Annotated in this window: 18 protein-coding genes, 1 tRNA gene and 2 riboswitches; of the genes, 13 read left to right on the forward strand and 6 right to left on the reverse strand. The window is 64.0% G+C overall.

Translation table 11 applies throughout. The features are described 5' to 3' along the window. The first annotated feature begins 79 nt into the window (after nucleotides 1–79). The 6 genes from ACYQ8E_RS10185 to ACYQ8E_RS10210 all read left to right on the forward strand — a co-directional run bounded on the left by ACYQ8E_RS10185 (nucleotide 80) and on the right by ACYQ8E_RS10210 (nucleotide 7709). On the forward strand, nucleotides 80–1390 hold the full coding sequence (locus ACYQ8E_RS10185) for a nitrite/sulfite reductase (RefSeq protein WP_459860893.1): 1311 nt from the start codon (nucleotides 80–82) through the stop codon (nucleotides 1388–1390). A 16-nt stretch (nucleotides 1391–1406) separates the two neighbouring features. Beyond that, nucleotides 1407–2360 carry a cysteine synthase A gene (gene cysK / locus ACYQ8E_RS10190; RefSeq protein ID WP_066728863.1) on the forward strand — a complete coding sequence of 318 codons (954 nt, stop codon included), beginning with the start codon at nucleotides 1407–1409 and terminating at the stop codon, nucleotides 2358–2360. 83 nt (nucleotides 2361–2443) lie between these two features. Continuing rightward, nucleotides 2444–2569: riboswitch (SAM riboswitch) on the forward strand. A 107-nt stretch (nucleotides 2570–2676) separates the two neighbouring features. Beyond that, the gene (locus tag ACYQ8E_RS10195; protein ID WP_459860895.1) at nucleotides 2677–3831 is read left to right on the forward strand and encodes a trans-sulfuration enzyme family protein; all 1155 of its coding nucleotides are present in this window, start codon (nucleotides 2677–2679) and stop codon (nucleotides 3829–3831) included. A 66-nt stretch (nucleotides 3832–3897) separates the two neighbouring features. Then, a complete protein-coding gene (locus ACYQ8E_RS10200) occupies nucleotides 3898–5043 on the forward strand; it encodes a trans-sulfuration enzyme family protein (RefSeq protein ID WP_459860897.1) in 1146 nt (381 codons plus the stop codon). A gap of 74 nt (nucleotides 5044–5117) precedes the next feature. Next, nucleotides 5118–5226, forward strand: a riboswitch (SAM riboswitch). Between the two features lie 94 nt (nucleotides 5227–5320). Next, complete coding sequence (gene metX, locus ACYQ8E_RS10205; protein WP_066728871.1) at nucleotides 5321–6436, forward strand: homoserine O-acetyltransferase MetX; 1116 nt, start codon at nucleotides 5321–5323, stop codon at nucleotides 6434–6436. Between the two features lie 223 nt (nucleotides 6437–6659). Then, the gene (locus ACYQ8E_RS10210) at nucleotides 6660–7709 is read left to right on the forward strand and encodes an IS110 family RNA-guided transposase (protein ID WP_066723639.1); all 1050 of its coding nucleotides are present in this window, start codon (nucleotides 6660–6662) and stop codon (nucleotides 7707–7709) included. Nucleotides 7710–8442: 733 nt separating this feature from the next. Here ACYQ8E_RS10210 and ACYQ8E_RS10215 read toward each other — a convergent pair. From ACYQ8E_RS10215 to mnmH, 4 genes are all read right to left on the reverse strand, one after another. Then, the gene (locus ACYQ8E_RS10215; protein WP_066728874.1) at nucleotides 8443–11331 is read right to left on the reverse strand and encodes a BACON domain-containing protein; all 2889 of its coding nucleotides are present in this window, start codon (nucleotides 11329–11331) and stop codon (nucleotides 8443–8445) included. 218 nt (nucleotides 11332–11549) lie between these two features. Continuing rightward, on the reverse strand, nucleotides 11550–14924 hold the full coding sequence (locus ACYQ8E_RS10220; RefSeq protein WP_459860900.1) for a winged helix-turn-helix domain-containing protein: 3375 nt from the start codon (nucleotides 14922–14924) through the stop codon (nucleotides 11550–11552). Between the two features lie 230 nt (nucleotides 14925–15154). Next, complete coding sequence (locus ACYQ8E_RS10225; protein ID WP_197463666.1) at nucleotides 15155–15322, reverse strand: hypothetical protein; 168 nt, start codon at nucleotides 15320–15322, stop codon at nucleotides 15155–15157. Nucleotides 15323–15410: 88 nt separating this feature from the next. After that, nucleotides 15411–16454 carry a tRNA 2-selenouridine(34) synthase MnmH gene (gene mnmH / locus ACYQ8E_RS10230; protein ID WP_459860903.1) on the reverse strand — a complete coding sequence of 348 codons (1044 nt, stop codon included), beginning with the start codon at nucleotides 16452–16454 and terminating at the stop codon, nucleotides 15411–15413. Nucleotides 16455–16620: 166 nt separating this feature from the next. On the opposite strand from mnmH, the gene ACYQ8E_RS10235 reads away from it, so the two are divergent. The 7 genes from ACYQ8E_RS10235 (at nucleotide 16621) to ACYQ8E_RS10265 (ending at nucleotide 23169) form a co-directional block, all read left to right on the forward strand. Then, a tRNA-Met gene (locus ACYQ8E_RS10235) sits at nucleotides 16621–16697 on the forward strand. A gap of 414 nt (nucleotides 16698–17111) precedes the next feature. Next, nucleotides 17112–18854, forward strand: coding sequence for a sensor histidine kinase (locus tag ACYQ8E_RS10240; RefSeq protein ID WP_066728880.1), 1743 nt, complete (start codon nucleotides 17112–17114; stop codon nucleotides 18852–18854). Between the two features lie 3 nt (nucleotides 18855–18857). Beyond that, a complete protein-coding gene (locus ACYQ8E_RS10245; protein WP_066728882.1) occupies nucleotides 18858–19298 on the forward strand; it encodes a response regulator in 441 nt (146 codons plus the stop codon). Nucleotides 19299–19373: 75 nt separating this feature from the next. Beyond that, a complete protein-coding gene (locus ACYQ8E_RS10250; protein ID WP_066728884.1) occupies nucleotides 19374–20195 on the forward strand; it encodes a diguanylate cyclase domain-containing protein in 822 nt (273 codons plus the stop codon). Nucleotides 20196–20226: 31 nt separating this feature from the next. Next, nucleotides 20227–21693 (forward strand): hybrid sensor histidine kinase/response regulator, encoded by a 1467-nt coding sequence (locus tag ACYQ8E_RS10255; protein WP_066728886.1) that lies wholly within the window; start codon nucleotides 20227–20229, stop codon nucleotides 21691–21693. Nucleotides 21694–21839: 146 nt separating this feature from the next. After that, on the forward strand, nucleotides 21840–22043 hold the full coding sequence (locus tag ACYQ8E_RS10260) for an ATP-binding protein (RefSeq protein WP_442856867.1): 204 nt from the start codon (nucleotides 21840–21842) through the stop codon (nucleotides 22041–22043). Between the two features lie 46 nt (nucleotides 22044–22089). Next, a complete protein-coding gene (locus tag ACYQ8E_RS10265; protein ID WP_066728890.1) occupies nucleotides 22090–23169 on the forward strand; it encodes an HD domain-containing phosphohydrolase in 1080 nt (359 codons plus the stop codon). Here the strand turns inward: ACYQ8E_RS10265 and ACYQ8E_RS10270 are convergent. Together ACYQ8E_RS10270 and ACYQ8E_RS10275 are read right to left on the reverse strand one after the other, a co-directional pair. Then, nucleotides 23159–24487: a sensor histidine kinase gene (locus ACYQ8E_RS10270; protein ID WP_066728891.1), complete on the reverse strand. Its 1329-nt coding sequence runs from the start codon at nucleotides 24485–24487 to the stop codon at nucleotides 23159–23161. The two genes, ACYQ8E_RS10265 and ACYQ8E_RS10270, sit on opposite strands and share 11 nt — an antisense overlap. Further along, a complete protein-coding gene (locus ACYQ8E_RS10275) occupies nucleotides 24484–25146 on the reverse strand; it encodes a response regulator transcription factor (RefSeq protein WP_066728893.1) in 663 nt (220 codons plus the stop codon). Before ACYQ8E_RS10275 ends, ACYQ8E_RS10270 begins: the two co-directional genes overlap by 4 nt. Nucleotides 25147–25306 lie beyond the last annotated feature (160 nt).

The raw sequence follows: 25306 nt of genomic DNA on the forward strand, positions 1-25306 counted from the left end.
TAAATGAATCAACACGGGTATATTTCTGGTAGTCTTTTCCGATGATCGCTCCACTCTGCCCCAGGCAAGGAAACGAAAGATGACACTGCCCCCCCAGCAGCTGCGCCTCGACGGCATCTACCAGCAGCCCGCCCCCGACCGCTTCATGCAGCGCATCAAGGTCCCCGCTGGCGCCCTCTCCAGCGAGCAGGCCCTCAAGGTCGCGGAGCTGGCCGGCCGCTATGCCGGCGGTCGCCTCCATCTCACCACCCGCGGCAGCATCGAACTGCACGACGTCGCCGGCGCCGATCTTGCCGAGGTCAACCGCGGCATGGCCGCCGTCGGCCTGACCGGCCGCGGCGCCTGCGGCGGCGCGGTGCGGGGGATTGCCTGCAGCACCACGGCCGGCATCCACTACGATCGCTGCCAGGCGCTGGCGCGGCGGCTTCATCGCCACTTCGTCGGCAACCCCTGGTTTGAAGGCCTGCCGAAAAAGTTCAAGATCGGCGTTGATGGCGATGAGGAGCGGGGGCGCCACCTGATCCAGGATCTCGGGCTGGTTTTCGCCGGCCTCAAGGAGGGGACGCCGCTCTGGGACGTCTGGTGCGCCGGGGGGCTCGGGCGCGAGCCGCGGCCCGCCTTCCTGCTCGCCAACCGCGTCCCCGAAGAACGGGTGATTCCCCTGGTCGAGGCGGTGCTGCGGGTCTACGCTGCCCAGGCGCCGGCCGGACGCCGCCTCAAGTTCGTTCTCGCCGAGATCGGTGAAGAAAACTTCCGCGATCTGCTCCGCGCCGAGACCGGTGCGCCGCCAAGGCCGCAGTTCGACCGCGGCCTTGGCAAACTCCTCACCGCGGAAAGGGACGACCGGATCGAACCGCTCACCGCCCGGGTCTTCGCCGGCGAACTCGCCGCCGGGAGCCTGCGTCTGCTCGCCGTGGCGGCGCAGCAGTGGGCGGGCGGCACCCTTCTGCTCAGCGCCGATCAGGACCTCGCCTTTCTGCCCGATTCGGCCGAAGCCCGCACCAACCTGGCCGCGGCGCTGGCCGCAGCCGGCTTTGACGGCCGCTCTCCCGAGCAGCAGGTCTGCTTCCGGGTCTGCCCCGGCAGCCACGAATGCCGCATGGGCCTGGCACCGACCCGCGACCTCGCCCGCCAATTGATCGCCGGCGCCCCCCTCGAACTCAAGAGCCTGAGCTGGGCGATTTCTGGCTGCCCCAACTCCTGTTCCCAGCCACAACTGGCAGACATCGGCATTGTTACCAGCCGCGCCGGCAAGGACCAGAATGGCCAGGGCCAGCCGCGCTTCGACCTCTATCAGCGTACTGCTGCAGGATTTGGCAAACGCATTGCGTCCGGGTTATCAGCGGTTGACCTGACCGCGGAGATTTCCCGTCTTTCCATTCCCCGGTAACCTAAGGAGCCTGACCATGAGCCAGATTTACAATGACAACTCCCTCGCCATCGGCCGCACCCCGCTGGTGCGCCTGCAACGCCTGGCGCCGGCCGGTACCACCATCCTCGCCAAGATCGAGGGGCGCAACCCCGCCTACTCGGTCAAGTGCCGCATCGGCGCCTCCATGGTCTGGGACGCCGAGAAGAAGGGGCTGCTCGGTCCCGGCAAGGAGATGGTCGAGCCGACCAGCGGCAACACCGGCATTGCGCTCGCTTTCGTCGCTGCCGCCCGCGGCATCCCGATCACCCTGACCATGCCCGAGACGATGAGCCTGGAACGCCGCAAGGTCCTCAAGGCCTTCGGCGCCAACCTCGTCCTCACCCCCGGGGCCAAGGGGATGGCCGGGGCGATCGCCGCCGCCGAAGAACTGGCGGCGAGTGATCCGAACCGCTATGTTCTTCTCCACCAGTTCAAGAACCCGGCGAATCCCGCCATCCACGAACAGACCACCGGCCCCGAGATCTGGGACGATACCGATGGCAAGGTCGACGTGGTGGTCTCCGGGGTCGGCACCGGCGGTACCATCACCGGCATCTCCCGCTACATCAAGCAGACCCGCGGCAGGCAGATCCTCTCGGTGGCGGTCGAGCCAAGCGACAGCCCGGTGATCAGCCAGAAGCTTGCCGGCGCCGAATTGCGCCCCGGCCCGCACAAGATCCAGGGAATCGGCGCCGGCTTCATCCCCGACACCCTTGACCTGTCCATCGTCGACCGGGTCGAGCAGGTCAGCAACGACGAAGCGATCGAAACCGCCCGCGACCTCGCCCTGCAGGAAGGAATTCTCTCCGGCATTTCCTGCGGCGCGGCAACAGCGGTGGCGATCCGCCTGGCGAAACTGCCGGAATTCAAGGGGAAGACGATCGTGGTCATTCTCCCCGACTCGGGCGAGCGCTACCTTTCCAGCGTGCTTTTCGAGGGAATTGCCTGAAAACTGAAAATGAATTCTTTATCAAGGTGGTTGACACCGGAGAGTTCATTCTTTACGATATCCGTCAACATAACGCAGCAGCGTTCTTATCGAGAGTGGCGGAGGGACAGGCCCGTTGATGCCACAGCAACCGGTCCGCAGGGTGCGGATGCCAGGTGCTAATTCCTGCCCACCGGAGCCGAAAGGGGCGACGGAGGGAAAGATGAGGACGGAGCTTCGCCGGGCGATCTCCCTTCCGATTCGTGCCGCGAAGCCCCTTCTCATCCCCACGAGAAGGGGCTTTTTGCATGCCCCGCAACCTGCAAGGGGATGACCGATGACGACGACAACCAAACAACTCACCCTGGAGAGCCGGCTGGTCCAGACCGGCGTCGGCCGCGACGAGCGCACCGGCGGCATCAGCTTCCCGATCTACCCGAGTGCCACCTACCGCCATCCCGCCGTCGGTGCGAGCACCGGCTACGACTACACCCGCTCCGGCAACCCGACCCGGCAGCTGCTCGAGGAAACCCTGGCCGACCTCGAGGGGGGCGCTCGCGGACTTGCCTTCGCCTCGGGAATGGCGGCGCTGACCACCCTCTTCCTGCACTTCTCTGCCGGCGACCACCTGCTCGTCTCCCAGGACCTCTACGGCGGCACCTACCGGGTCCTCGACCAGGTCTTTGGCAAGTTCGGCCTTGCGGCGAGCTACGTCGATACCACCGATCCTGCAGCCGTTGCCGCCGCCATCCGCCCCGAATCAAAAGCACTGCTGGTCGAAACCCCCGGCAATCCGCTCCTCGGCGTGGCCGACCTGGCGGCGCTCGGCGCCCTCTGCCGGCGCCACGACCTCCTCTTCATCGTCGACAACACCTTCCTGACCCCGGTGCTGCAGCGCCCTTTCGACTTCGGCGCCGACGTCACCGTCTACTCGGCGACCAAGTACCTCGGCGGCCACAGCGACCTGCTCGCCGGCGCCCTGGTCGCCCGCACCCCGGAGCTGGGAGAGCGCCTCTACTTCCTGCAGAACTCCACCGGCGGCACCCTGCCGCCTCAGGACTGCTGGCTGCTGCTGCGCTCCCTCAAGACCCTCCCCCTGCGCCTCGAACGGCACTGTGCCAGCGCCCTGGAGATTGCCCATTGGCTGCAGGAGCATCCCAGGGTCCGAACGGTCTACTACCCGGGGCTGGCGAACCACCCCGGCCACCAGCTGTCACGCCGGCAGGCATCCGGTTTTGGCGGCATGCTCTCCTTCCGCGTCGACACGGCAGCGACCGCGCGGCAGGTCCTGGAGCGCATCCAGGTGATCTCCTTTGCCGAGAGCCTCGGCGGTGTCGAGTCGCTGCTGACCCTGCCGGCGGTGCAGACCCATGGCGACATCCCGGAAGGAGAGCGTCAGCGCCTCGGCATCTGCGATTCACTGCTGCGCCTTTCGGTGGGAATCGAGAGCGCCTGTGATATTATCGGGGATCTCGAACAGGCTCTGGCGTAGGGCTTACGGGTCCTGTGTGACCCATGGGACCGATAGGACCAATAAGACCAATAAAGGAAAGACCCCATGACCGACAAAAGCTACCGCACTGCCACCCTGCTGGTCCACCAGGGGCATGATCGCGACCCGGCGACCGGGGCGGCGGTGGTGCCAATCTATCCGGCCTCCACCTACCACCACCCGGGTGGCAAATCGGGCGAGTTTGACTACTCGCGCAGCGGTAATCCGAGCCGCCAGCAGGTCGAGGAGGCGATCGCCCTCCTTGAGGGAGGCTGCCGCGGCTTCGCCTATGCCACCGGCATGGCGGCAATCGGCAGCGCCCTGTCCCTCTTCAAAAGCGGTGACCACCTGATCGCCCCGGAAGATCTCTACGGCGGCAGCTGGCGCTATCTTACCCAGGTTTTGCCGCAGCAGGGGATCGAGGTCAGCTTCGTCGATACCTGCGAGGTCGCCAGGATCGCTGCCGCCATCCAGCCGACGACCCGCGGCATCTTTCTAGAGACCCCCTCCAACCCGCTCTTCAAGATCACCGACCTGCGGGGGGTGGTGGCGCTGGCAAAGGAGCGGAACCTGCTGACCCTGCTCGACAACACCTTCATGACGCCGCTGCTGCAGCGCCCCCTCGACCTCGGCATCGATGTCGTGATTCACAGCGCCACCAAGTTCCTCGGCGGGCATTCGGACCTGATGGCCGGACTGGTCGCCGTCGCCGACCCGGAGCTGGGCAAACGCCTCAAGTTCTTCCAGAACGCCTTCGGCGCCGTCCTCTCCCCCTTCGACTGCTTTCTCCTCGCGCGGGGGATCAAGACCCTCAAGCTGCGCCTGGAGGCGTCGCAGCAGAACGCCGCGATCCTCGCCGAGCGCCTCGCTGCCCATCCGGCGGTAGACCGGGTCCTCTATCCCGGCCGCAGCGACTTTCCCGGGCGCGCCACCCATTTCGCCCAGGCGAGCGGCGCCGGCGCCATCCTCGCTTTCGAGCTCCGCGAAAGCAGCGCGGTCCGCCCCCTGCTGGAGAAGCTCCGGCTGCCGATCATCGCTCCCAGCCTCGGCGGCGTGGAGACGATCCTCACCCACTGCTGGAGCATGTCCCACGCCGCCATCCCGGCCGCCGACAAGCGCCGTCTCGGCATCCGCGAATCGCTGGTACGGATCTCCGCCGGCATCGAGGATGTCGAGGATCTCTGGGAGGACCTGCAGCAGGCTCTCGGCTGAGAGGGGCACCGTCAAGGCAATTGACAAGGTCCCGGCATTCCGCTAGAGTTCGGCCTTACAACCGCATAGCAGCGTCTTTATCAAGAGTGGTGGAGGGACAGGCCCTGTGAAACCACAGCAACCGGTCCGCACCAGCGGGCGCCAGGTGCTAATTCCTGCCCGGGCAACCGGGCGAGATGAGGACGGAGCCCGAACGATTCGCCACCGGCATCCGGCATCCAACGGCCCCTTCCCATCGAACCAGGGAAGGGGCCGTTGCATTTTCCGGAGTAGCGTTTTGACCGGTTCCGTCGGTATTGTCACAACTGAATACGCCCATTTCGACACCGAACTGCGCCTCGAGAGCGGCCGCCTGCTCGGACCGCTGACCCTTGCCTACGAGACCTACGGTACCCTCAACGCCAACCGCTCCAACGCGATCCTGGTCTGCCACGCCTGGACCGGCGATGCCCACGCCGCCGGCCGCAATAGCAATGAAGACCGCAAACCGGGCTGGTGGGACGACATGATCGGCCCGGGCAAGGTCCTCGACACCGACCGCTACTTCATCCTCTCCTCCAACGTCATCGGCTCCTGCAAGGGCTCCACCGGGCCGGCCAGTCTCAACCCGCGCACCGGCAAGCCCTACAACCTCACCTTCCCGGTGCTGATGGTGCGCGACATGGTGCGTGCCCAGAAACTCCTCCTCGACCGCCTCGGGATTCCCTCCCTCGTCACCGTCATCGGCGGCAGCATGGGGGCAATGCAGGCCCTCGAGTGGGGGATCCTCTACCCGCAGGTGGTGCGTTCGATCATCCCCATCGCCGGCACCGGCCGCACCTCGCCGATGGCGATCGCCCTCAACGCCCTCGCCCGCCAGGCGATCTTCAACGACCCCCAGTGGAAGAAGGGGAATTACAAGCCCGAGCACCCCCCTGCTGACGGCCTCGCCCTGGCACGGGCGGTGGGGCACATCTCCTTCCTCTCCGATGCCTCGATGCATCTCAAGTTCGGCCGCCGCTATTCGGTGCGCGACGGCCAGTTCGACTTCTTCGGCCAGTTCGAGGTGGAGCGCTACCTCAAGTACAACGGTCAGAACTTCGTCGATCGCTTCGACACCAACAGCTTCCTCTACCTCGCCAAGGCCCTCGACCTCTATGACGTCGCCTGGAACTTCGACGGCCTCGAGGACGCCCTGGCGCATCTTGACTGCCCGTCGCTCTGGTTCGCCTTCACCTCCGACTGGCTCTACCCCCCGGGGCAGACCGAGGAAGTGGTCAAGGTCCTCGAAGGGCTCGGCAAGGAGGTCGCCTACCACCTGATCGAATCGGATTACGGCCACGACTCCTTCCTGGTCGAGCCGGAGAAGTTCACGCCGATGGTGGTGGAGTTCCTCGACGGGCTGGCGGTCTGACCCCGCGGGAAATCGTCGCCGGCGCCCTTCCCTCCCCCTGCTTTTCTGCTAAACCCATTTAAAGTTCCCCCTAACCTTGGCGGTGAAGCGATGGTCACGCTTTCGGACCTGCCCATCGTCGGCGGGGCCTACCTGATACTAGTGCAGGCCCCCTCCATAGATACCGGACCATCCGGTATCCTTTGAGAAACAAGAAACCCTCTCAAAGAAAGGAGCCTGCACCATGAAATTCTACACGAAACAGCACCAATTCTATTGCGGCGTCGATCTGCATGCAGACGCCATGTACGTCTGCATCCTTGATGCGACCGGCGAGGTGGTGGTTCATCAGAACATCCCGACCAAACCGAAAAACTTCCTGCGACTGATCAAACCCTACCGCTCCGGCATCGTGGTCGGCTGCGAGTGCATGTTTACCTGGTACTGGCTGGCCGATCTGTGCACCGAGCAGGAGATTGACTTCGTCCTCGGTCATGCCCTCTACATGAAGGCAATTCACGGCGGCAAGGCCAAGAACGATCGCATCGATTCCCACAAGATCGCCGTACTGCTGCGCGGCGGTTCTTTTCCGCTGGCCTATACCTACCCCAAGCCGATGCGGGCGACGAGGGACTTGCTGCGCCGCCGCAATCATCTCGCCCGCAAACGGGGCGAACTCTTCGCCCACATCCAGAACACCGCCACCCAGTACAACCTCCCCGAGCCGCTGGGACGTATCGCCAAACCGAGCGAGCGCGGTGATCTGCTCAAAAAGTTTCCCGATTCGGTGGTACGTCGCATGGTCGAGGTCGACCTGCTCACCATCGAACATTACGAACAGCTGCTGGATCGACTGGAGCGGGAACTGGAGCGCATCGCCACCGGTCATGATCCGATCAACCTGGCGCTGCTCAAATCGATTCCCGGGGTCGGCAAGATCCTCGGCATGGTGATGCTCTACGAGATCGAGGACATCGCCCGCTTCCCCCGCGAGCAGGACTTTGCCTCCTATTGCCGGCTGGTCAAGCCGGGCAAGGAATCGAACGGCAAGCATTATGGCCATTCGGGCAAGAAGATCGGCAACGCCCATCTGCGCTGGGCTTTTGGCGAGGCCGTGGTGCTGATGCTCAAAGGGAACAAGCCGGCTCAAACCATGCTGCAACGCCTGGCCAGCAAGCACGGCAAGGGGAAAGCCCTGGCCATCCTGGCCCATCGTCTCGGTCGTGCCGTCTATTACATGCTCAAAAATCAGGTGCCCTTCGACCAGGACAGGTTCCTGCGCAAGGCCGCCTGACGCGGAGGGGGCGGATCAGCCAGACCGTCTAACTGGAGGCAACCACAGCGGCGAGATAAGCTCGGCGGCCATAAGCAAGCGCAGACTTCTGGGCCAACAGCCCGACTTGGGCCGCATCATCCGCCAACTTCCGCCAGCCGGTTTGTTTTGATTGGAGGTCCGCCCCGCTCCAACAGCTTGCGCGATGGTCCAAAGGGCCCGCGCCGGATTCTGCCCCTTCCCCGATCCCGCACCTAACTGCGGCCATCGGCACCAAGATGGACCTCGCTATTTTGATTGGGACGGCATGAGGGCACGAGCGTGATTCCAGGCGGCAGGGAGAACCAGGTCGACAAAGACCGGCCCCTGCATCAAGAGCCTCGATAAGTGTTTGGAGCAGAATTCGTCTGCAGCCAGAAGAGAATCCCAAGCCGGAACCCGGTTGGCTCTTAAGTGATCAGTCGCATGTCAAAGAACGGGAGGGAAAACCTTTTTCGTTATCGGACTTTTTTACCCTTGACGGCCGGGGGCCTGATAAGTGTTGGGCGGCTGCCTGACCGGTTTCTACCTGGTCCGCCTGCGCTGCAGCGAGGATATTCGCACCTTCGGCCGCGGCAGCACCGGCGCCCGCAACGTCGGCCGCTGCCCTTTCCCTGGGGCGAAGCTATCGACCTGGAGGCGGTGCGCCGGCAGCTCGACCGCGCCCCGGCTTCCGGCGAACCGAAGCGCCGTCCCCGGCCACTGGCGCCGGCTTTCAGGGCAGCTTCTGGAAATCCCGGACCTCCATGCTCAGGGGGCTGCTGTTGACCCGGAAGATCCCCGAGTAGTAGCCGAGCACGTTGCCGGCCCCATCCTTGCGGGTCAGGTCGATGGCGACGTCGGTGTCGAAGGGGAGATAGGCCAGGCTGCGGTCGTTGAACCAATTGGGGGTGAAGCTCTGGTTGGGCGTGACGCTGGTCATGTACCAGCCGGTGCCCAAGGCGTCAATGACGAAGACGGAATTCTGGGTGGTCCCCGGCTGAATAGTGAACTCCAGGGAGCCGACATAGCCGGCACTGAAGAAACAGGCCGAGGTGTCGCTGTCCACCAGATCGAGATAGGCGCCGGTGGTCGGGTCGAGGGGCCCGAAGTTGGTCGGCCCCGCGGTGCAGACCGGGTTATCGGACAGGGTCAGGTTCGCCTGCCGGGTGAGCTCCTGGCGGACGCCGTTTGTTTTGGCGAAGGTCAGGGTCGCCTGGTGCGGTCCCAGGGCCAGGAGATTGGCGTAGAGCTCGTCCACCGCAACCTGGACCTGAACGGGGTTGCCGGGGGTGATCTGCCCGGATGCCGGGGTGACGTCGAGCCAGGTGTCGTCGGCGCTCACCGCGTAATCGATGGGAAAGTCCGAGGAGAGAGAGTAGGTGACGCTGGTCGGGTGGTAGGGACCGAGAGGTTGACCGCTGAAATTGACGGCCCCCTCCGGGGTGACGGTGAGGGGCGCCTTGACCGTCAGGGTCACGGCCTTTTGCTGCACGTCGCTGAAGGCGCCGGCGCCGGTGTTGGTCAGGGTGACGACGCCGGTATAGGTCCCCGGGGCGAAGCTCTTGGCCTTGTTGTCGTCGATGCTCACGGTCAGCGTCGAGGCCCCGCCCGCCGGGGCGACGCCGGAGGCGGCGGAGACCAGCAGCCAATTGACGGAGCTGGTGGCAGTCCAGGGAATCGGCCCGTTGACCGCGCTGATGTCGAAGGACAGGTCGGCGCCGGCAGGGCCGCCCTGGGGATAGTCGAAGACAAGATAGCCGCCGGAGACGTTCATCAGCGGCTGCAGAAAGAGGCTGCGGCTGCTGTCGCCCTTATGGTTGGTCTGGTTGGTGAAGGTCACCCGGGCGGTCTGGGTGCGGGCCGGCAGCAGCGGCGCCTTGCTGTCGTCGACGCTGAGGGTCACCGTCACCGGGATCCCGGCGGCGACGCTCCCCGAAGCCGGGGTCACCGTCAGCCAGTCGGCGTCGGAGGCGACCGCGTAGTCAATGGTGCCGAGGTCCGAGCCGAGGGTGAAGTCGACGCTGTGCCCGGAGAAGTCCCCTCCTTCGGGCAGGGCGGCGACCAGGTAGGAGTCCGGCCCCGGCTCGACGGTCATCGACTGTTCCCGGGTGGTCAGGTAGACAAAGCGTTTGGTGTTCCCCTCGCCGTTGGAGGTGTTGGTGAAGGTCAGGGTCCCCTTGTAGGATCCCTTGCCCAGGGCCTCGGCATTGTCGTTGAGGCTGACGGCAAAGGTGTCGAAGCCGGGCGCGGCGACGTTGCTGCCGCTGGCCGGGGCGATGGTCAGCCAGTCGACGTCGCTCGCCGCCGACCAGTCGATGCTGCCGTCCTTGGAGCGGATCACGTAGTTGGAGCTGGCGGGGTCGAAGGGACCGCCGATCACCCCCGAGAAGGACCGGTCGGCGGTGTCCAGAACCTGCATGTAGGGGCGCTTGCACTGGAAGAGGGGGGTTTCGACGGCAAACAGCGCCTTCTCCACCTCGCCGAGGGAGGCGCCGAGGATCTCCCCGGTGACGCCGGCGGTGCCGCCGACCCCCGCCGACAGGTTGCACCAGGGATCGGCGTTGATGTCGGCCGTGAGCTTGAGATAACCCTCGGCGCCGAGGAAGGGACCGCCGACGCCGTAAATGAAGAAGATCAGCCGCGGGGTGATGTAGCCCTTGGCCTCCAGGTTGGCCTCCATGGTCGGCGGGGTGTAGGTGAAACTCTTGGTCAGGTCGTTGATCACGCTCCAGGCACCGTTTTTCCGCTCGATGCCGGCGGTGTAGGAAAGGAACTGGTGGACCCCGGTGGTGACGGAGGAATTGATACCGGCCTTGGCGCCAATCACGAACTTGAGGACCGGACGGATATAGACCGGCACGATTCCGACCATGACCAACTTGGGCGAGAACTTGACCTGGCCAATCTCTTTTTCCTTCTGCGCCTCCAGCTGGTAATCGCCGATCAGGCGGACGTCCGCCTCCTCGCTGGCGGTCGCCTTGGCGGTCAGTTCCTGGAGCCTGGCACCGCTGATTTTGATGCCCAGGGTCGGGGTCAGAGAGAACTTGAGGCTGCCCTTGAAGCGCAGCCCCTGGATCAACTGGTCGTTGACGGTCAGTACCATTTCGCCGAGGGCCGCCTTGCGGGGGCCGGCCGCTGCGGCGACGCTCGGCTCGAAGGCGATGCCGTCGTGGATGAAGGAGGTCTCTTCGATGTCCGCCATGGTCAGCGGCTCGGAAAAGTCGATCTGGCCCTGTTCGATGGCGTCGGTGAGGTGGGCCTGTTCGGTTGCCACCACCACCGAGCCACTGGCTTGGCTGACCGAGACTACCTTGCGCAGCAGGCCATCGGGGGTGAGAGCGGTGGCCGGCACCACCAGCACGTCCCCGCTCTGCAGCGCCTGCAACTGGGGCGTGGCGGCGGCGAAGGTCAGGGTGCTGCCGTCGGCCGCCGCCGCACTGAGCTCGGCCAGGGTGGCCGAATCGAGGAGCTTGGTGGTGGCCGGGATGACGGGAGAGAGGCCGCCCGAGCCGCCGTCCCCCGCCGAGGAGCCTCCCCCGCCGCCGCAACCGGCGACGAACAGCCCAAGCACTGCCACCATCAGGATCAGTCGAACCAGCCTGCCGATACTGAACTGCTTCATAAAACGACCTCCTTCCCTGAAAAAATTCCGAACCAACGCGCCGGCATATCCGCCCTGCCCACAGGCCGACGTTTGGAGCCCGAGACCATCCCCGCGCCGACCTCAACGGCCATCGAAGTACGGGGTTTTAATACCACCCTTCACTGACAAATCACTGACAAGGGGACGCTGGGGAACTTATGCCGAGCAAGCTGAAGGAACAGGTCGAAGACGCAGGATCAAGCCGTCAGGGTCCGGTAAAAGGCGGTCAAGGCCTTCCCTGGGGCGAGATCCAGTTCCTCCTTGAGTGCGGATTGGCACCTTTGGTAGGTTTGAACAGCCTTGGCACGATCGCCCAGGGCCAGATAGCATTTCATGGTGAGCAAGGCGCCGACTTCGTCCCAGGGCTCCCGTTCAGCGGCAAGAGCCAGGACCTCCAGGCAGCGCTCGTAGTCCATCCGGTCGAACAGAAGTCGGGAGAATTTTCTCAGAGTCTTGAGAAAAAGCGCGGTGAGTCGCACCCTGAACGGGTCGATCCACTCCTCGAAGAGATCCTCCTCCAGAAGATCGCCCCGAAAGAGCCCGAGGGCCGATTCGTAGCAGGAGATGGCCCGACCGTGGTCGCCGGCGTCCTGCAATTGCCTCCCTTCGCCACATAGCGCCTCGAAGGCGAAGGCATCAATCCAGGAGCCCTCCGGAAGGATCAGACGATAGGAGCCGTCAACGGCCTTGAGGTAGGAGGATTCCCGTTTCGTGGAAATCCCTGGCTCCAGGACGGTGCGCAGGACACTGGTGACCTGGTGCAGGCGCTTGGCGGCATCGGAGGCCTCGACGTCCGGGAAAAAGGTCCCAAGCAGCCTATCGCTGCCGATTTCCCGCTCCTTGTGCAGGAGCAGGTATTTGAAAACCGAGCGGGCCATCCGCCTTTTCCAGGCGGAACCCGGAACCTCCCGGTCGCCGACCGATACCTTGAACTCTCCGAGCATCCGCACTCTTAAGGGGACGGGTGGGAGGGCCCGGATCCGCGCGACGACCTTTCGGGCCGTCCTTCTTACTTCCGGCGAAGGGTCTTTGAACAGATCCACCAGCGCCCGTTCCGCCCCCCGGCTGCCCATATCGGCCAAAACCTCGGCCACCATCGGCAGCGCCTCCCGCCCGGCGCTTCCCAGCAAGGACAGCACCTGGTCGCCGCATTGGGGCAATTGGCCCAATAAACGGGAGACGTAGGGAAGATGCAGACCCCAGGCGAGAGCCAAGGGGAGCATCCTGGCCGCAATTGCCCGTTCCTTGCTCAGAAACAGAAAATCGTAGGCGTTATCCTCGCCGAGTCGGAGAGCGGCGGACAACTGTTCCCGGGCCGGGGGCAGGTCGCCCTGGTCATAGGCAACCGCGGCCAATAGCAGCCGGCTGCGCGCCTCGCCATAGGGATTGCCGAACGCCGACATCCTGGCGGCGGCATCCTCCAGCAGGCCGCGCGCCTCCCTCGCGGCCCCAAAGGCAGCGTAATGCGGTGCCAGATGGCAGGCCACCTGGTAACAGGCAAAAGGATCGTCGTTTTTCGCCGCCGTGGCCACCGCCAGGTCGGCATGGGCGAAAAAGGCACTCTTGTCGCCGTCGTGGACGGCGAACAAGGTTTTTGCCACCAGGTTGTCGTGCTGTCGCCAGACGTGACGGACGTCGGTGTGGGCCAAGATGTCGTCGGCCTCCCCCAGAGTCTGGCGCGCCCTGGGCACATCGCCGCAACTGAGGGCACTGACCGCCGTCAGGGCGAGGACCGAAGGCAGGGTGAAGATCAGTCCCCTCTTCCTCATCTCCTCGGCCGCCTCGCCGGCAATGGCGGGGATCGCTTCGAAACGCCCCATCTCCTGCCACACCCCGGCGAGGAAATGGAGAAACATGCCACGCACTCCGGAGGGGTCGCAAGGTCCGGTCAGGGCCAGGGCGTCCTCGATCTGCCGCGCCGCTTCGGTAAATCGCCCCTGGGGCAGATGGTACATGTAGCCCATGCCGGCCAGGGCGGTATAGAAGGCAATCGGATTCTGCCGGGCCCTGGGGTGGTGAATGAGGCCATTCCAGATCATCCCGGCCGCCGCAGGCCGGTTGCGGAACATGAGGGCGATGGCGTACATGATGGCGCTCTGCGCCATCTCCGGGGAATCGAGAGGCAAAATCGGCAGGGTCTTCTCCACCAGGCGCTTCACCTCTCCGAACTCCTCCCAACTGATGTGCATCACCAACAGGAAATAGACGGCCTTGCCGAGCAGGCCCTTGTCGCCCTCTCCGGCCGCCTTCTCCAAGGCCGCGACCAGATATTCCCTGGCCACCCGCCACTGGCCGCCGACGTAATGCGCCCATCCTTTGCCGAACAGCAAGCCCCCGTAGGCGGCAATCTCCTTTTCGGGGATTCGGGTCAGCCAGTATTTGAGACGTTGGGCAAAGTTGGAGGAGAAGGTAAAATCGATCCGCTGCTCGATGATGGAGGCAGCCGCCGCATAATCGCAGACTTGCAAGACGTGATAGATCACCTCGTCGAGGTCGTCTTCGGCCCGAAAATAGCCGGCGGCCCGCCGGTGCAGATCGGCCACCAGACGTGGCGCGTCCTCGGCCTGAAGTCGGCCCAGCAGAAAATCCCGGAAAAGGTGGTGGTATCGGTACCAGTGCCCTTCCTCGTCCAGGCGGATCAGGAACAGCTCCTTCCCTAGGAGGTCCTCGATAATCCGGTCCGGGTCGTCCCTGTCGGTCAGCTGTCCGGCCAAGGCGGGGGTAAACCGATGAGGAATGGAGGTCGTTTTCAGGAAGTCGCGCAGGGGTTCCGGCATCTTCCGAAAACCTTCCTCGTCAAAATACTGGAAGATCAGCTTCTCAAAACCTCTGTCGCCAAGAAGGGCGGCGGCCGTTTCGGGCGGCTTGCCCAGCAGCGCCTCCCCCGTCAAGCGCAAGCCGATGGCCCACCCTTCCGTGTAGGTTTGCAGGGCATCGAGCTGCTGCGCATCGAGTTCGAGCCCGTAGCTGGTGCGAAACAGGTCCCGAATCTCCACACCGGTGAACCGCAGGTCGTCCGGCCCCAACTCGGAGATCTCCCCATGGGCACGATGCCGGTTCAGAGGCAAATCGGGTCTTTCCCGGGACGAAAGGATGACGTGAACGGTCGGCAGGGAGAGGCGCAGCAGGGCCGCAACCACTTCGGCCACCCTCTCGTCCCCGTCGAGAGCCTGGTAATCATCCAGAATCAGCAGGTGTTTTTCGGTAATCCCGTCGAGGATTTCGTTGAGCAGGGTGGCGAAGACGAAATGCCAGTCCCCGCCTTCGCCGACGGCGGCAATTTCCTCCAGGGCCCTTTGCCCGACTTGGCCGGTCCGCCTTCTGAACCCCTCGGATATATGAGCGAGGAAGCGCATCGGGTCCCTGTCGGTGGGATCGAGGCTGTACCAGACGAAGGGAAAATCGTGTTCCTGCAGGAAGGAGGAGAGCAGCACCGACTTGCCCCACCCGCCGCCGGCGAACAGGCACGTCAGCCTTTGGCGCACCCCCAGCCGGAGCCGGTCGAAGAGGCGGCCCCTTAAGACGAGATGGACGGGAGATGACGGCGGAAGGAGTTTGGTCCTCGATATCATCCGGCCTCCGTGGCGATTGAGGTCGAGTATCGGCGACGTTGTGCAAAGAAGAGCGAACCCTACCAGCCAGCCTTAATTCATTAATCCTCCGGTTGTCAACAATTTAATCCCTTTTCGCGGAATAGAAATTCCATCAAACCATTTCGCTTGGCGGGAAGTTGCCTCCGGGAAAGAGGCGGCAGGGGGAGCACAGGGTCGGGACAAGGGGACGAAGGCAACCCTTCCTGGGTTCATTCGCCGAACAGGTCGAGCTGATCGTAACGGGGCTGGTCGATTTTGAAGGGGCGGGGCAAAAAGCGGGGACAGTCGAGGAGCAGCGCCGCCGCCGGCTGCCGACAGGCGCGCAGGCACTTGCGGCAAAGGGAATTGCACTCTTTCAGACCGATGATCTTTTCCACGGTACTCCTCCCGCGACGCTGGCCAGGATTATCCTCCCGCCCCGGGAAAAAGTAAAGCCGGCACTTCAGCACTTCAGCACTTCAGCACTTACGCATTCAGCACCTTTTTGATCGCCGCTTCCACCCGGGCGATCCCTTCCGCCAGCGGTTCGATGTCGATCTCGATGCGATTCGCGGGGCGGGTGTGGCGATAGAGGGGATCGTAGTAACGCACCATCAGCTCGGCGACCAAGGCCTCCCACTCCCCCCGTTCCAGCATCTCGAGCAGTTCCTCGACCTTCCCGGCACCGAGCCGCTCGCGCAGCGCCTTGAGGGGCCGGACAAATGCTGCCTTGAGTTCGTCGCGCGCCGGGTAGTCGTCGAGGATGACGGCGCTGCGAAAGGCGAGGGAGGCGTTGATCCAGAGGGTGGTTTCAAGCTGCAGGGCGGTGTAGACCGGCTTCGGCAGCACCAGGCGGCCGATGTGCGGGCTCTCCCCCTCGGCGAGGGCCCAGGCGCCCGGCGGGATCCGGCGCAGCTCGTCCCAGAGGGCCGCCTCGAAACTCTTCTGGTTCGGCTGGGGGCCGAGACCGAGGCCGCCGAAGGCGCTGCCGCGGTGGTTGGCCAGCCCTTCCAGGTCGAGGACCGGGTAGCCCTTCTCCCGCAGCAGGTGCAGCAGCCGGGTCTTGCCGACCCCGGTGAGGCCGCGCAGCACCAGCAGCCGCCCCCAGGCCCCGGCCGCGAGGAAGTCCCGCACCCTGGCGCGGAAGACCTTGTGGCCGCCGCTGAGCTGGCGCACCGGCAGGCCGGCCAGGTCAAGGAAGCTGGTCATGGCGTAGCTGCGCATGCCGCCGCGCCAGCAGAAGACGATCCCCGGCGGCCGTCCCCCCGCCAGCAGCGTCTCGACCTCTTCGACGAAAGCCGGGATCTTCGGCGCCACCAGCTTCACCCCGAGGCGCCGGGCCGCCGCCTTCCCCTCCTGCTTGTAGATGGTACCGACGGCGGCGCGCTCGGCGTCGTCGAAGATCGGCAGGTTGACCGCGCCGGGGATGGTCGCCTCGGCGAACTCGGAAGGGGAGCGCACGTCGATAAAGAGGGCACCGCGGTCGCGCAGGGCGAGGGCCGCATCAAGTTCGATGGTCAAGACTGCCATGGGATAAGGTCCTGTCGCCGCCGTTGGAATCGTTCGCTTTGCGCCCCCCTTATACAGGAATTCCCCGCCCCGGACAAGCTTGCCCGCTCCGGCGTCCCGACGCCATTATTTCCCGACAAGGTGGTTGACATCCAATTTTGCATCGCGTATAGTCCGGGTCCGTTGTCGCGGGGTGGAGCAGTCTGGTAGCTCGTCGGGCTCATAACCCGAAGGTCGGAGGTTCAAATCCTTCCCCCGCAACCAAAATCTTTCAAGGGACCTGCGCAGCAGCAGGTCCCTTTTGTTTTTCCCTCTCCCATTTGCGGTCGGTTCCGGCTTTCGGCAAGAATCTGCTACGCCAAACCGGGTTCGCGATACGGCATACCGGCGCGCGATGAAAACACCTGCATTAACGACGACTGAAGTTATAAATAGCCTGATTTCTTGACAATTCCACCGCAACGAGTACGGTTATTTAATTGCTCAGCAACGCCAATCAGCCCGCCCTTCTGAACAGGAGCAAAATCAGGTCAATCGGGCCCCGCAAAACCACGGGTCTCTAAGGAAAGAACCGGGCTGCCAAAGAGATGGCAAGGGTTCCAGCTTCAAACCAAGGGAACTGGATGCCCATCGCAATGAACCGATGGGCATTGCTCTTTAATCTCGAAGAGGGACAGCATGGACCAGCAGGGCAACAGCACCGACCGCAAGCAGATCCTGCTGCTGATCTTCACCGTCACCAGCCTGGTCCTCTTTGCCACCGTCCTCGCCCTGACCATCTCCTACCGCGCCGCCCGGGAAGGGCAGCGCGAACGGCTGCGTGAATTGGTCAGCTCCGAGGCCCGGCTGATCGAGACGTTATACCGGTATGAGCACCACTCTTCCAACCCGATAAACGCTTCCTACGGCGATGCCGCCGAAGCCGCCCTGCACCAGCTCCGCGAGGCCCATGCCCAGTTTGCCGGCTTCGGTGAAACCGGTGAATTCACCCTGGCGCGGATCGAACAGGGCCAGATCGTCTTCCTCCTCAGCCACCGCCATTTTGACCTTACCCGGCCGCAGCCGGTTCCCCTGAATGACAGCAAGGCCGCGCCGATGCGCCGCGCCCTGGCCGGCCAGGCGGGGAGCATGATCGGCCTCGACTACCGCGGCGAGCAGGTCCTGGCGGCCTACGAGCCGGTGGCAGGCCCCGCCTGGGGGCTGGTGGCGAAGGTCGACCTGGCGGAGATCCGCGCCCCCTTCTGGCGGGCCGGCTTTATTGCCAGCGGGGTCTCTCTCGTTCTGGCCCTGGTGGCCGGTTTGGCCATCAACCGCACCGGTCACCGCCTGGTGCGACGGATCAACGAAAAGGAAGGGCTCTACCGTTCGCTGGTGGAAAATATCGACCTCGGCATTACCCTGATTGATGCCGACTACCGCGTCCGGATGACCAACGCCGCCCAGGGGCGGATCCTCAAGCGCCCCGCCGCCGACTTCGTCGGTAAACACTGCTACCAGGAATTTGAAAGGCGTGACGGGGTCTGCGACCATTGCCCGGGGAGCCGCGCCCTACGCTCCGGCAAACCTGAGGAGGTGGAGACGCAAGGGGAGCTGGAGGACGGCCAGCGGGTCGAGGTTTGCATCCGTGCCTTCCCGCTTCAGGATGAGTCCGGAAGGGGGTCCGGCTTCATCGAAGTGATTGAGGACATCAGCGAGCGTAAGGCGGCCCAGCAGGCTTTGAAAAAGACAGTCGCCGACCTGCAGCGCTCCAACCGGGAGCTGGAGCAGTTCGCTTACGTCGCCTCCCACGACCTGCAGGAGCCGCTGCGCATGGTGAACAGCTATGTCCAGCTCCTCGCCCGTCGCTACCAGGGTCGTCTCGACGCCGATGCCGACGAGTTCATCGGCTTTGCTGTGGAAGGGGCGTCGCGGATGCAGCGGCTGATCAACGATCTGCTTACATTCAGCCGCGCCGGCAGGCAGGATGAAGCTCTGGTACCGGTCGACTGCGACCAGCTGCTGGCCACAGTGCGGCAGAACCTTAAGCTGGCAATCGAGAAGAGCGGCGCCACCCTCGAAGTCGCCCCCCTGCCGACAGTGCTGGGTGCCGGCTCGCAACTTGTCCAGGTCTTCCAGAACCTGATCGCCAACGCCCTCAAGTTTCATGGCGACAAGCCGCCGCAGATCGAGATTGCGGCGACCCGCCAAGGGGACAAATATATTTTCTCGGTACGGGACCATGGCATCGGCATCGACCCGCAGTACTTCAGCAAGATTTTCATCATCTTTCAGCGGCTGCACGGCAAGAAGGAGTATCCGGGAACCGGCATCGGCCTGGCAGTGACGAAGAAGATCATCGAGCAGCACGGCGGCCGCATCTGGATCGAATCGAGCCCGGGCGCCGGCACCACTTTCTTTTTCACCCTCAGAGGAGCGAAGTAAGACATGGTAGCCAACCCTGTTCCGATCAAGATTTTACTGGTCGAAGACAACCCGGCCGACATCCGGCTGACGATCGAGGCCCTCAAGGAGGGGAAGATCCTCAACGAGCTGAATTTAGCCAAAGATGGCGTCGAGGCCCTCGACTACCTCTTCCGCCGCGGCGCCTTCAGCGCGGCCACCCGACCCGACCTGATCCTGCTCGACCTCAACATGCCGCGCAAAGACGGCCGCGAGGTCCTCGCCGAGATCAAGGAGGATGCTGACCTCAAGCGCATCCCGGTGGTGGTGCTGACCACCTCCAAGGCTGAGGAGGATATCGTCAAGTCCTACAACCTCCACGCCAACTGCTATATCAGCAAGCCGGTCGACCTCGAGCAGTTCATCCGGGTGATCAAGACCATCGAAGACTTCTGGCTGACGGTGGTCAGCCTGCCGAAGGTATAGCCGGCGATGCGGACCGCGGCGCGCAGCCTGGCGACCGCGGCCGATCTTCGTCAACCGCCAGTTGCAGGAGCAGGCATGACCACCAAAAAGACCTCTCTCATCCTCTCGAATTCTCTGCTGCTCGATGTGATCGATCACGCCACCGAGGCAGTCGCCATTACCGATGCTGCCGGCCTGGTCCTTTACGCCAACCCGGCTCTCGCCGAGCTGTTCGGGCTTCCGGCCGACGAGCTCCTAGACCATCCGCTGCCGGTGGAGAGCGACGCGCAGCCTCCGCGAGAGATTGAGCTTATCCCGCCACGGCTCAACCGCCGCGGCAACGACCGGCCGCGGCTGGCAACGATTCGCAGTCAGGTCTCACGCACCGATGCGGGACTGCGGATCGTCTACCTGCGCGACCTGAGCGAGCACCAGGAGCTGAAACAGGAGCTGCGCGCCCTCGCCCTCAAGGACGAGCTGACCCACCTCTACAACTACCGCACCTTTATCCGCTTCGCCGAACACCAACTGGAACTGGCCACCCGGATGAAAAAACAGATGGTCCTGGTGCGCCTGCGCCTGCTCGGCCTCGCCGAAATCGGCGAGCGCCATGGCGCCAAGCTTGCAGATGCCGCGCTGCTCGACCTGGCGGAGGTCCTGGTCCGAACCTTTCGCAAATCGGACCTGCTGGCGCGTTGCAGCCAGGACGAATTCGCCGTGCTGGCGATCAACTCGCTGGGAATCTACCAGAGCGTCATCACCAGCCGCCTGGCGGAAAACCTGCGAGCCTTTGGCCGCAGCGAAAAGCGCCCCTACCAACTGAAGGTCCAATGCACAACCACCTGGTTCGATCCCGAAGCACCACGCAGCGCCGAAGAGCTCTTTGCCACCATCGAGCAAGGGTCGCAACAATTCTGAATTCCCCAACCTGTCCAGACCGGAAGGAAGCATGCCGAACAGCCACGTCAATCTGCTGTTGATCGAAGACAACCCGGGGGATACGCGCCTGGTGCGTGAGATGCTCCGCGAAGGGGGGCGCTCCCACTACTTTCGGCACGCAGCCACCCTCGCTGAAGGACTGGCCGAACTGGAGCGGGAGACTCCCGATGCTGTGCTGCTAGACCTCGGCCTCCCCGATACCCAAGGGATGAAGGGAATTGAAATCCTGACCGGCCGCTGCCCGGAGCTGCCGGTAATCGTCCTCACCGGCCTCAACTGCAGCGAGGTCGGATTCGCCGCCGTACGCGCCGGGGCCCAGGACTATCTTGCCAAGGAAGAGGTCACCGGTCCGGCGCTGCTGCGGGCGATCAACTACGCCATCGAACGCCAGCGTCTGAAGAGCCAGCTGCACGCCCTTACCCGCGATCTGCAAGCGAGTGAGAACCGCCTGCGCCAGTTGATCGAGGAGAATTCGGACGGCATCCTGATTGCCAACCTCGAGGGGATCGTACGCTTCATCAACCCGGCCGCGGAAAGGCTGCTGCAACGCCGCCGGGAAGAGATCATCGGCAAACCTTTCGGTTATCCCCTCGATGCCGGCACCACAAATGAAATCCACCTTCTCCTCGACAATGATCAGGAACGGGTCTGTGAACTGCGCCGGGTGTGGACCGAATGGCACGGCGAAAAGGTGGTCCTCGCCTCGCTGCGGGACATCACCGAGCGCCAGCGGCTGGAACGGCAGTTGCGATACGCCAAGAAGATGGAGTCCCTCGGCAACCTGACCCGCGGCCTTGCCCACGATTTCAACAATATCCTGACGGCGATCATCGGCTATGCCAGCGTCCTTGAAATTAAAGTTGACGGCCAGGAACCCCTGCTCGGGCCGGTCCGGCAGATCATCGCCTCCGCCGACCGTGCCGCCGGCCTGACGCGGGCCCTCCTCTCTTTCAGCCGCAGCCAGCCCGGGCAGATGCGCCGCCTCGACCTGCTCGAACTTCTGACGCGATTCCTCCACGTCCTCCCTTCCCTGCTCGGCGGCAAAATCCGCCTGAGCCAGATCCTACCCGCCGCACCCCTCTGGATTACCGGCGATCCCGCCCAACTCGAGCAGGTCCTGTTCAACCTGGCGACCAACGCCCGGCAGGCAATGCCCACCGGCGGCAGTCTCGCCGTGACCCTCGAACACTATCTGCTGACCAACGATTTTCGTCAGCAGCATGGCTTCGGCAAACCGGGCCAGTATGCCCGGATTGTCCTGCAAGACAGCGGTGTCGGCATGGACCCCGAAATGGTGCAGAACATTTTCGAGCCCTTTTTCACCACCCGGGAAACCGGGGAGGGGAGCGGCCTCGGTCTGGCGATCAGCTACGGCATCGTCAAACAGCACCGGGGTTATATTATCTGCCGCAGCGCCGTCGGTGCCGGCACCTCCTTTGCGGTCCTCCTGCCACTGGAGTCTCCGGCAGAGGGCTAATCCCGCGGCTGGCTAACCGCCGCGGGCACCAGCCTTGGGGGGGACTGATTCTGAATCGCGACACCGCAGGTATTCTCGGTCCAGCCCCCCTCGACCGGACCTTTTTCGATCAGCATGACGACCCGCCCTTCGGCCGTTCCCTCCAGCTGACCTCCAAGAATTCCGGGACGGGGATGGACAAAGAAATAATTTCCCGTATATTTGAACCATTCTTCACCCCCAAAGAGGTCGGCCGGGGGACCGGCCTCGGGCTCTCCGTGGCCCTCGGCATCATGCAGCAAAGCCGGGGGATCCTGACCTGTGACAACGCCCCCGGCGCAGGGAACACCTTCACACTCATTTTCCGTTGATGGCAACTGGCCGACAGGATTAACCTGCGGCCATAAAGGAGGGCTGATGGAAACGAAGCCACATATCCTGGTCGTCGATGACGATCCCTATACCCTCGAATCGACCGCCATGTTGATTCGCGAATTTGACTATGAGGTCACCAGCTGTGAGCGGGCCGAGACGGCTATGGAGAGATTGCGCAGCGAGCCGATCGACGTTGTCATCACCGACGTCAAGATGCCGGAAATCAACGGCCTTCAGCTTTTGGAGCAGATCCACATCGAGTCGCCCGAGCTGCCGGTGATCCTGATGACGGCCTATGCCGAGCTCGATACCGCGGTGGAGGCGATCAAGATGGGGGCGACGGACTTTCTTATCAAGCCCTACCGGCCCCTGCAGCTTGAGCACGCCCTGAAGAAGGCTGTCGACTTTTTGCGCCTGCGGGAGATGGAGCGGAACTACAAGAAGACCCTCGAAGAAACGGTGAAAATCCGCACCGAAGAACTCTCCGCGGCCCTGGCGCGGCTTGCCGAGGCGAGCAAGGAGATGATCCAGCGCCTGATCATCGCCTCGGAATACCGCGATGACGATACCGGCACTCATATCAAGCGGATCGGGCTCTACACCCGGGTTCTGGCCGAGAAGATGGGACTGCCGACCGATTTTGTCGAGAATGTTGGCTTTGCCAGCATCATGCACGACGTCGGCAAAATCGGCATCCCCGACAATATCCTGCTCAAACCGGGGCGCCTGACCGCGGACGAGTTCAAAACCATCCAGTCCCACACGGTGATCGGCCAAGGCATTCTCGAAGGTTCTTCCCACCCGGATATTCGCCTCGCCGCCTCCATCGCCCTCAATCATCACGAACGCTGGGACGGCACCGGCTACCCCAACGGCCTCAAGGGGGAGGAGATTCCCCTCGAAGGCCGCCTGGTCATGCTCGTCGACCAGTATGATGCCCTGCGCAGCAAGCGCCCCTACAAGCCGGCCTTCGAACACGCGAAGGCCTGTTCGATCATCATCGAGGGGGACGGTCGGACCCGGCCGGAACATTTCGATCCGCAGGTCCTGCAGGCCTTTATCCAGGTCAAGGAGAGCTTCGCCGAAATTTTCGACTCCCACCAGGACGACGTCAGCTTCTGACCACCTTCCCTGCCGCCCCCCCGGCGGGGAAGGTAATTTTGACCCTGAGCCCCTTCCCCGCGCCGGTATCTCCCAGTTCGATCGCTGCGCCATGCTGTTCGACGATCTCGCGGACGATGGCCAGACCGAGCCCGCTCCCCTCGACCCCGCTGCCAAGGCAGCGGTAAAAGCGGTCGAAAACGCGTTCCCGCTCCGCCGGAGGGATGCCCGGCCCCGCATCCCGAACTTCGCAGACCACGCTCCCGTCCGCCGCGAAAAGGGCGATGTCGACCTGCCCGTCCCGGGGCGAGTAGCGAATCGCATTGTCGATGAGATTGCCAAGCAGGGTTTGCAGGCTGTCGGCGTCCCCGTCCACGCTGACCGGATCATGGCAGACGACGCCAAGATCGATCCCGGCGGCGAGGGCCAGCGGCGCAAATTCGGCAGCGACCTCCCTGGCCAGGCGGCCGAGATCGACCCGGACCAGATCACGCCGGCGTCCTTCGGGGGCGAGTCGCGCCAGGATCAGCAACTGCTGCACCAGGTGGGCAGCGCGGGAGATGCCGCCGCGGATCTGGCCGATGGTGAGCTGCCGTTCGGCATCCGTTTGCGGCCGTTCCAGCAGCTGGGCCTGGATTTGGACGGCGGCCAAAGGGGTGCGGAGTTCGTGCGCAGCATCGGCAATGAACTTGCGCTGAAGTTCCATGGCACTTTCGAGGCGGCGCAACAGGAGGTTGAGTGCTGTCACCAGGGGCTGGAGTTCGCGGGGCTGTGAAGCCACCGGCAAGGGCTGCAGGGTGTCGGGGCGCCGGCGCTCCAGGGCGGCGGCCAGCTGTCCCAGCGGCCGCATGCCGAAACCGACCCCAAACCAGACCAGGAGCGCCAGTACCGGGATCAGCCCGAGGACCGGGCCGATACTGGAAAACGCCACCTCCACCGTTGTCTCCAACTGCTCGTCGAGGGCCTGAGAGAGCTGGATCGTGCGCTCTTCGTCGGTCAGCAGGTAGCTGCGCCAGTCCAGGCCATACCAGGTACTGGTCCTGAAACCGGGCCGCGCGCCGCGGGGGAGTGCGAAGTCCGATGGGGAGGAGAAGACCAGGCGGTCACCCTCCCAGACCTGAAGCCGCAACTCATCCTTGTTGTCCCGGGAGGAAACACCGCCCCCCTCCCGGAAACCCGTTGCCACCACCAGGCCGTTGGCCGCCAGGCGCAGCTGGTCATCGACCAGGTCCCGCAGTTCCCGCTCGACCTGCAGGTAGGTGACAATGCCGGCGGCGCCCACCGCCAGCAGCTGGCCGAGCAGCAGCCAGGTCAGCAAACGTCGACGGAGCGATTTCATGATTCGCCCCCGAGCAGGTAGCCGACCCCGCGCACGGTACGGATAACCTCCGCCCCCAGTTTCTTTCTCAGGTTGTGAACGTAAACCTCTACCGCGTTACTCTCCACCTCTTCGCCCCAGCCGTAGAGGCGCTCCTCGAGACGGGCGCGGGAGAGGACCGCGCCGGGGCGTTCGAGGAGGGCCTCGAGGAGCCGGAATTCGCGACTGGAGAGGGTGACCGGCTCGCCATGCCAGGATATTTCGTGGGTGGCCGGGTTAAGCTGCAAGGCCCCGTGGACCAGCAGGGGCGCCGCCCGCCCCTGCCGCCGGCGCAACACCGCCCGGATGCGGGCGGCCAGTTCATCGAGATCGAAAGGCTTGACCAGATAGTCATCAGCGCCGGCATCCAGCCCGGCGATCCGCTCGGCAACGGCATCGAGGGCGGTCAGGATCACCACAGGGAGATCGCTGCCGGTCTGGCGCAATTCCCGAAGCAGCTCGAGTCCGGGCCGCCCCGGCAGACCGAGGTCGAGCAGGAGCAGGTCGTAAACCTGGGTGCCGAGGGCGAGTTCCCCTTCATCTCCATCCCGTACCCAATCAAGGGCAAAACCATCCTGGCGCAAACCCCGCCGGATTCCATCCCCGATAATCGGGTCATCCTCGACCAGCAACAAGCGCATCCTCACTCCTCTTTCTTGGCCCCGTTCATTGCCGTGCTCCGCTCTCGGGAGTCTAACCGAGGGCTCCCGCGGCGAAAAGCATAGGCCGAAAAGAAACTCTCCTTTTAAGGCCCCCTTAAGATTGGCCGGCTATAGTTCCCCGCTCGTATACGATTCATAT

The organism is Desulfuromonas carbonis (assembly GCF_054658035.1).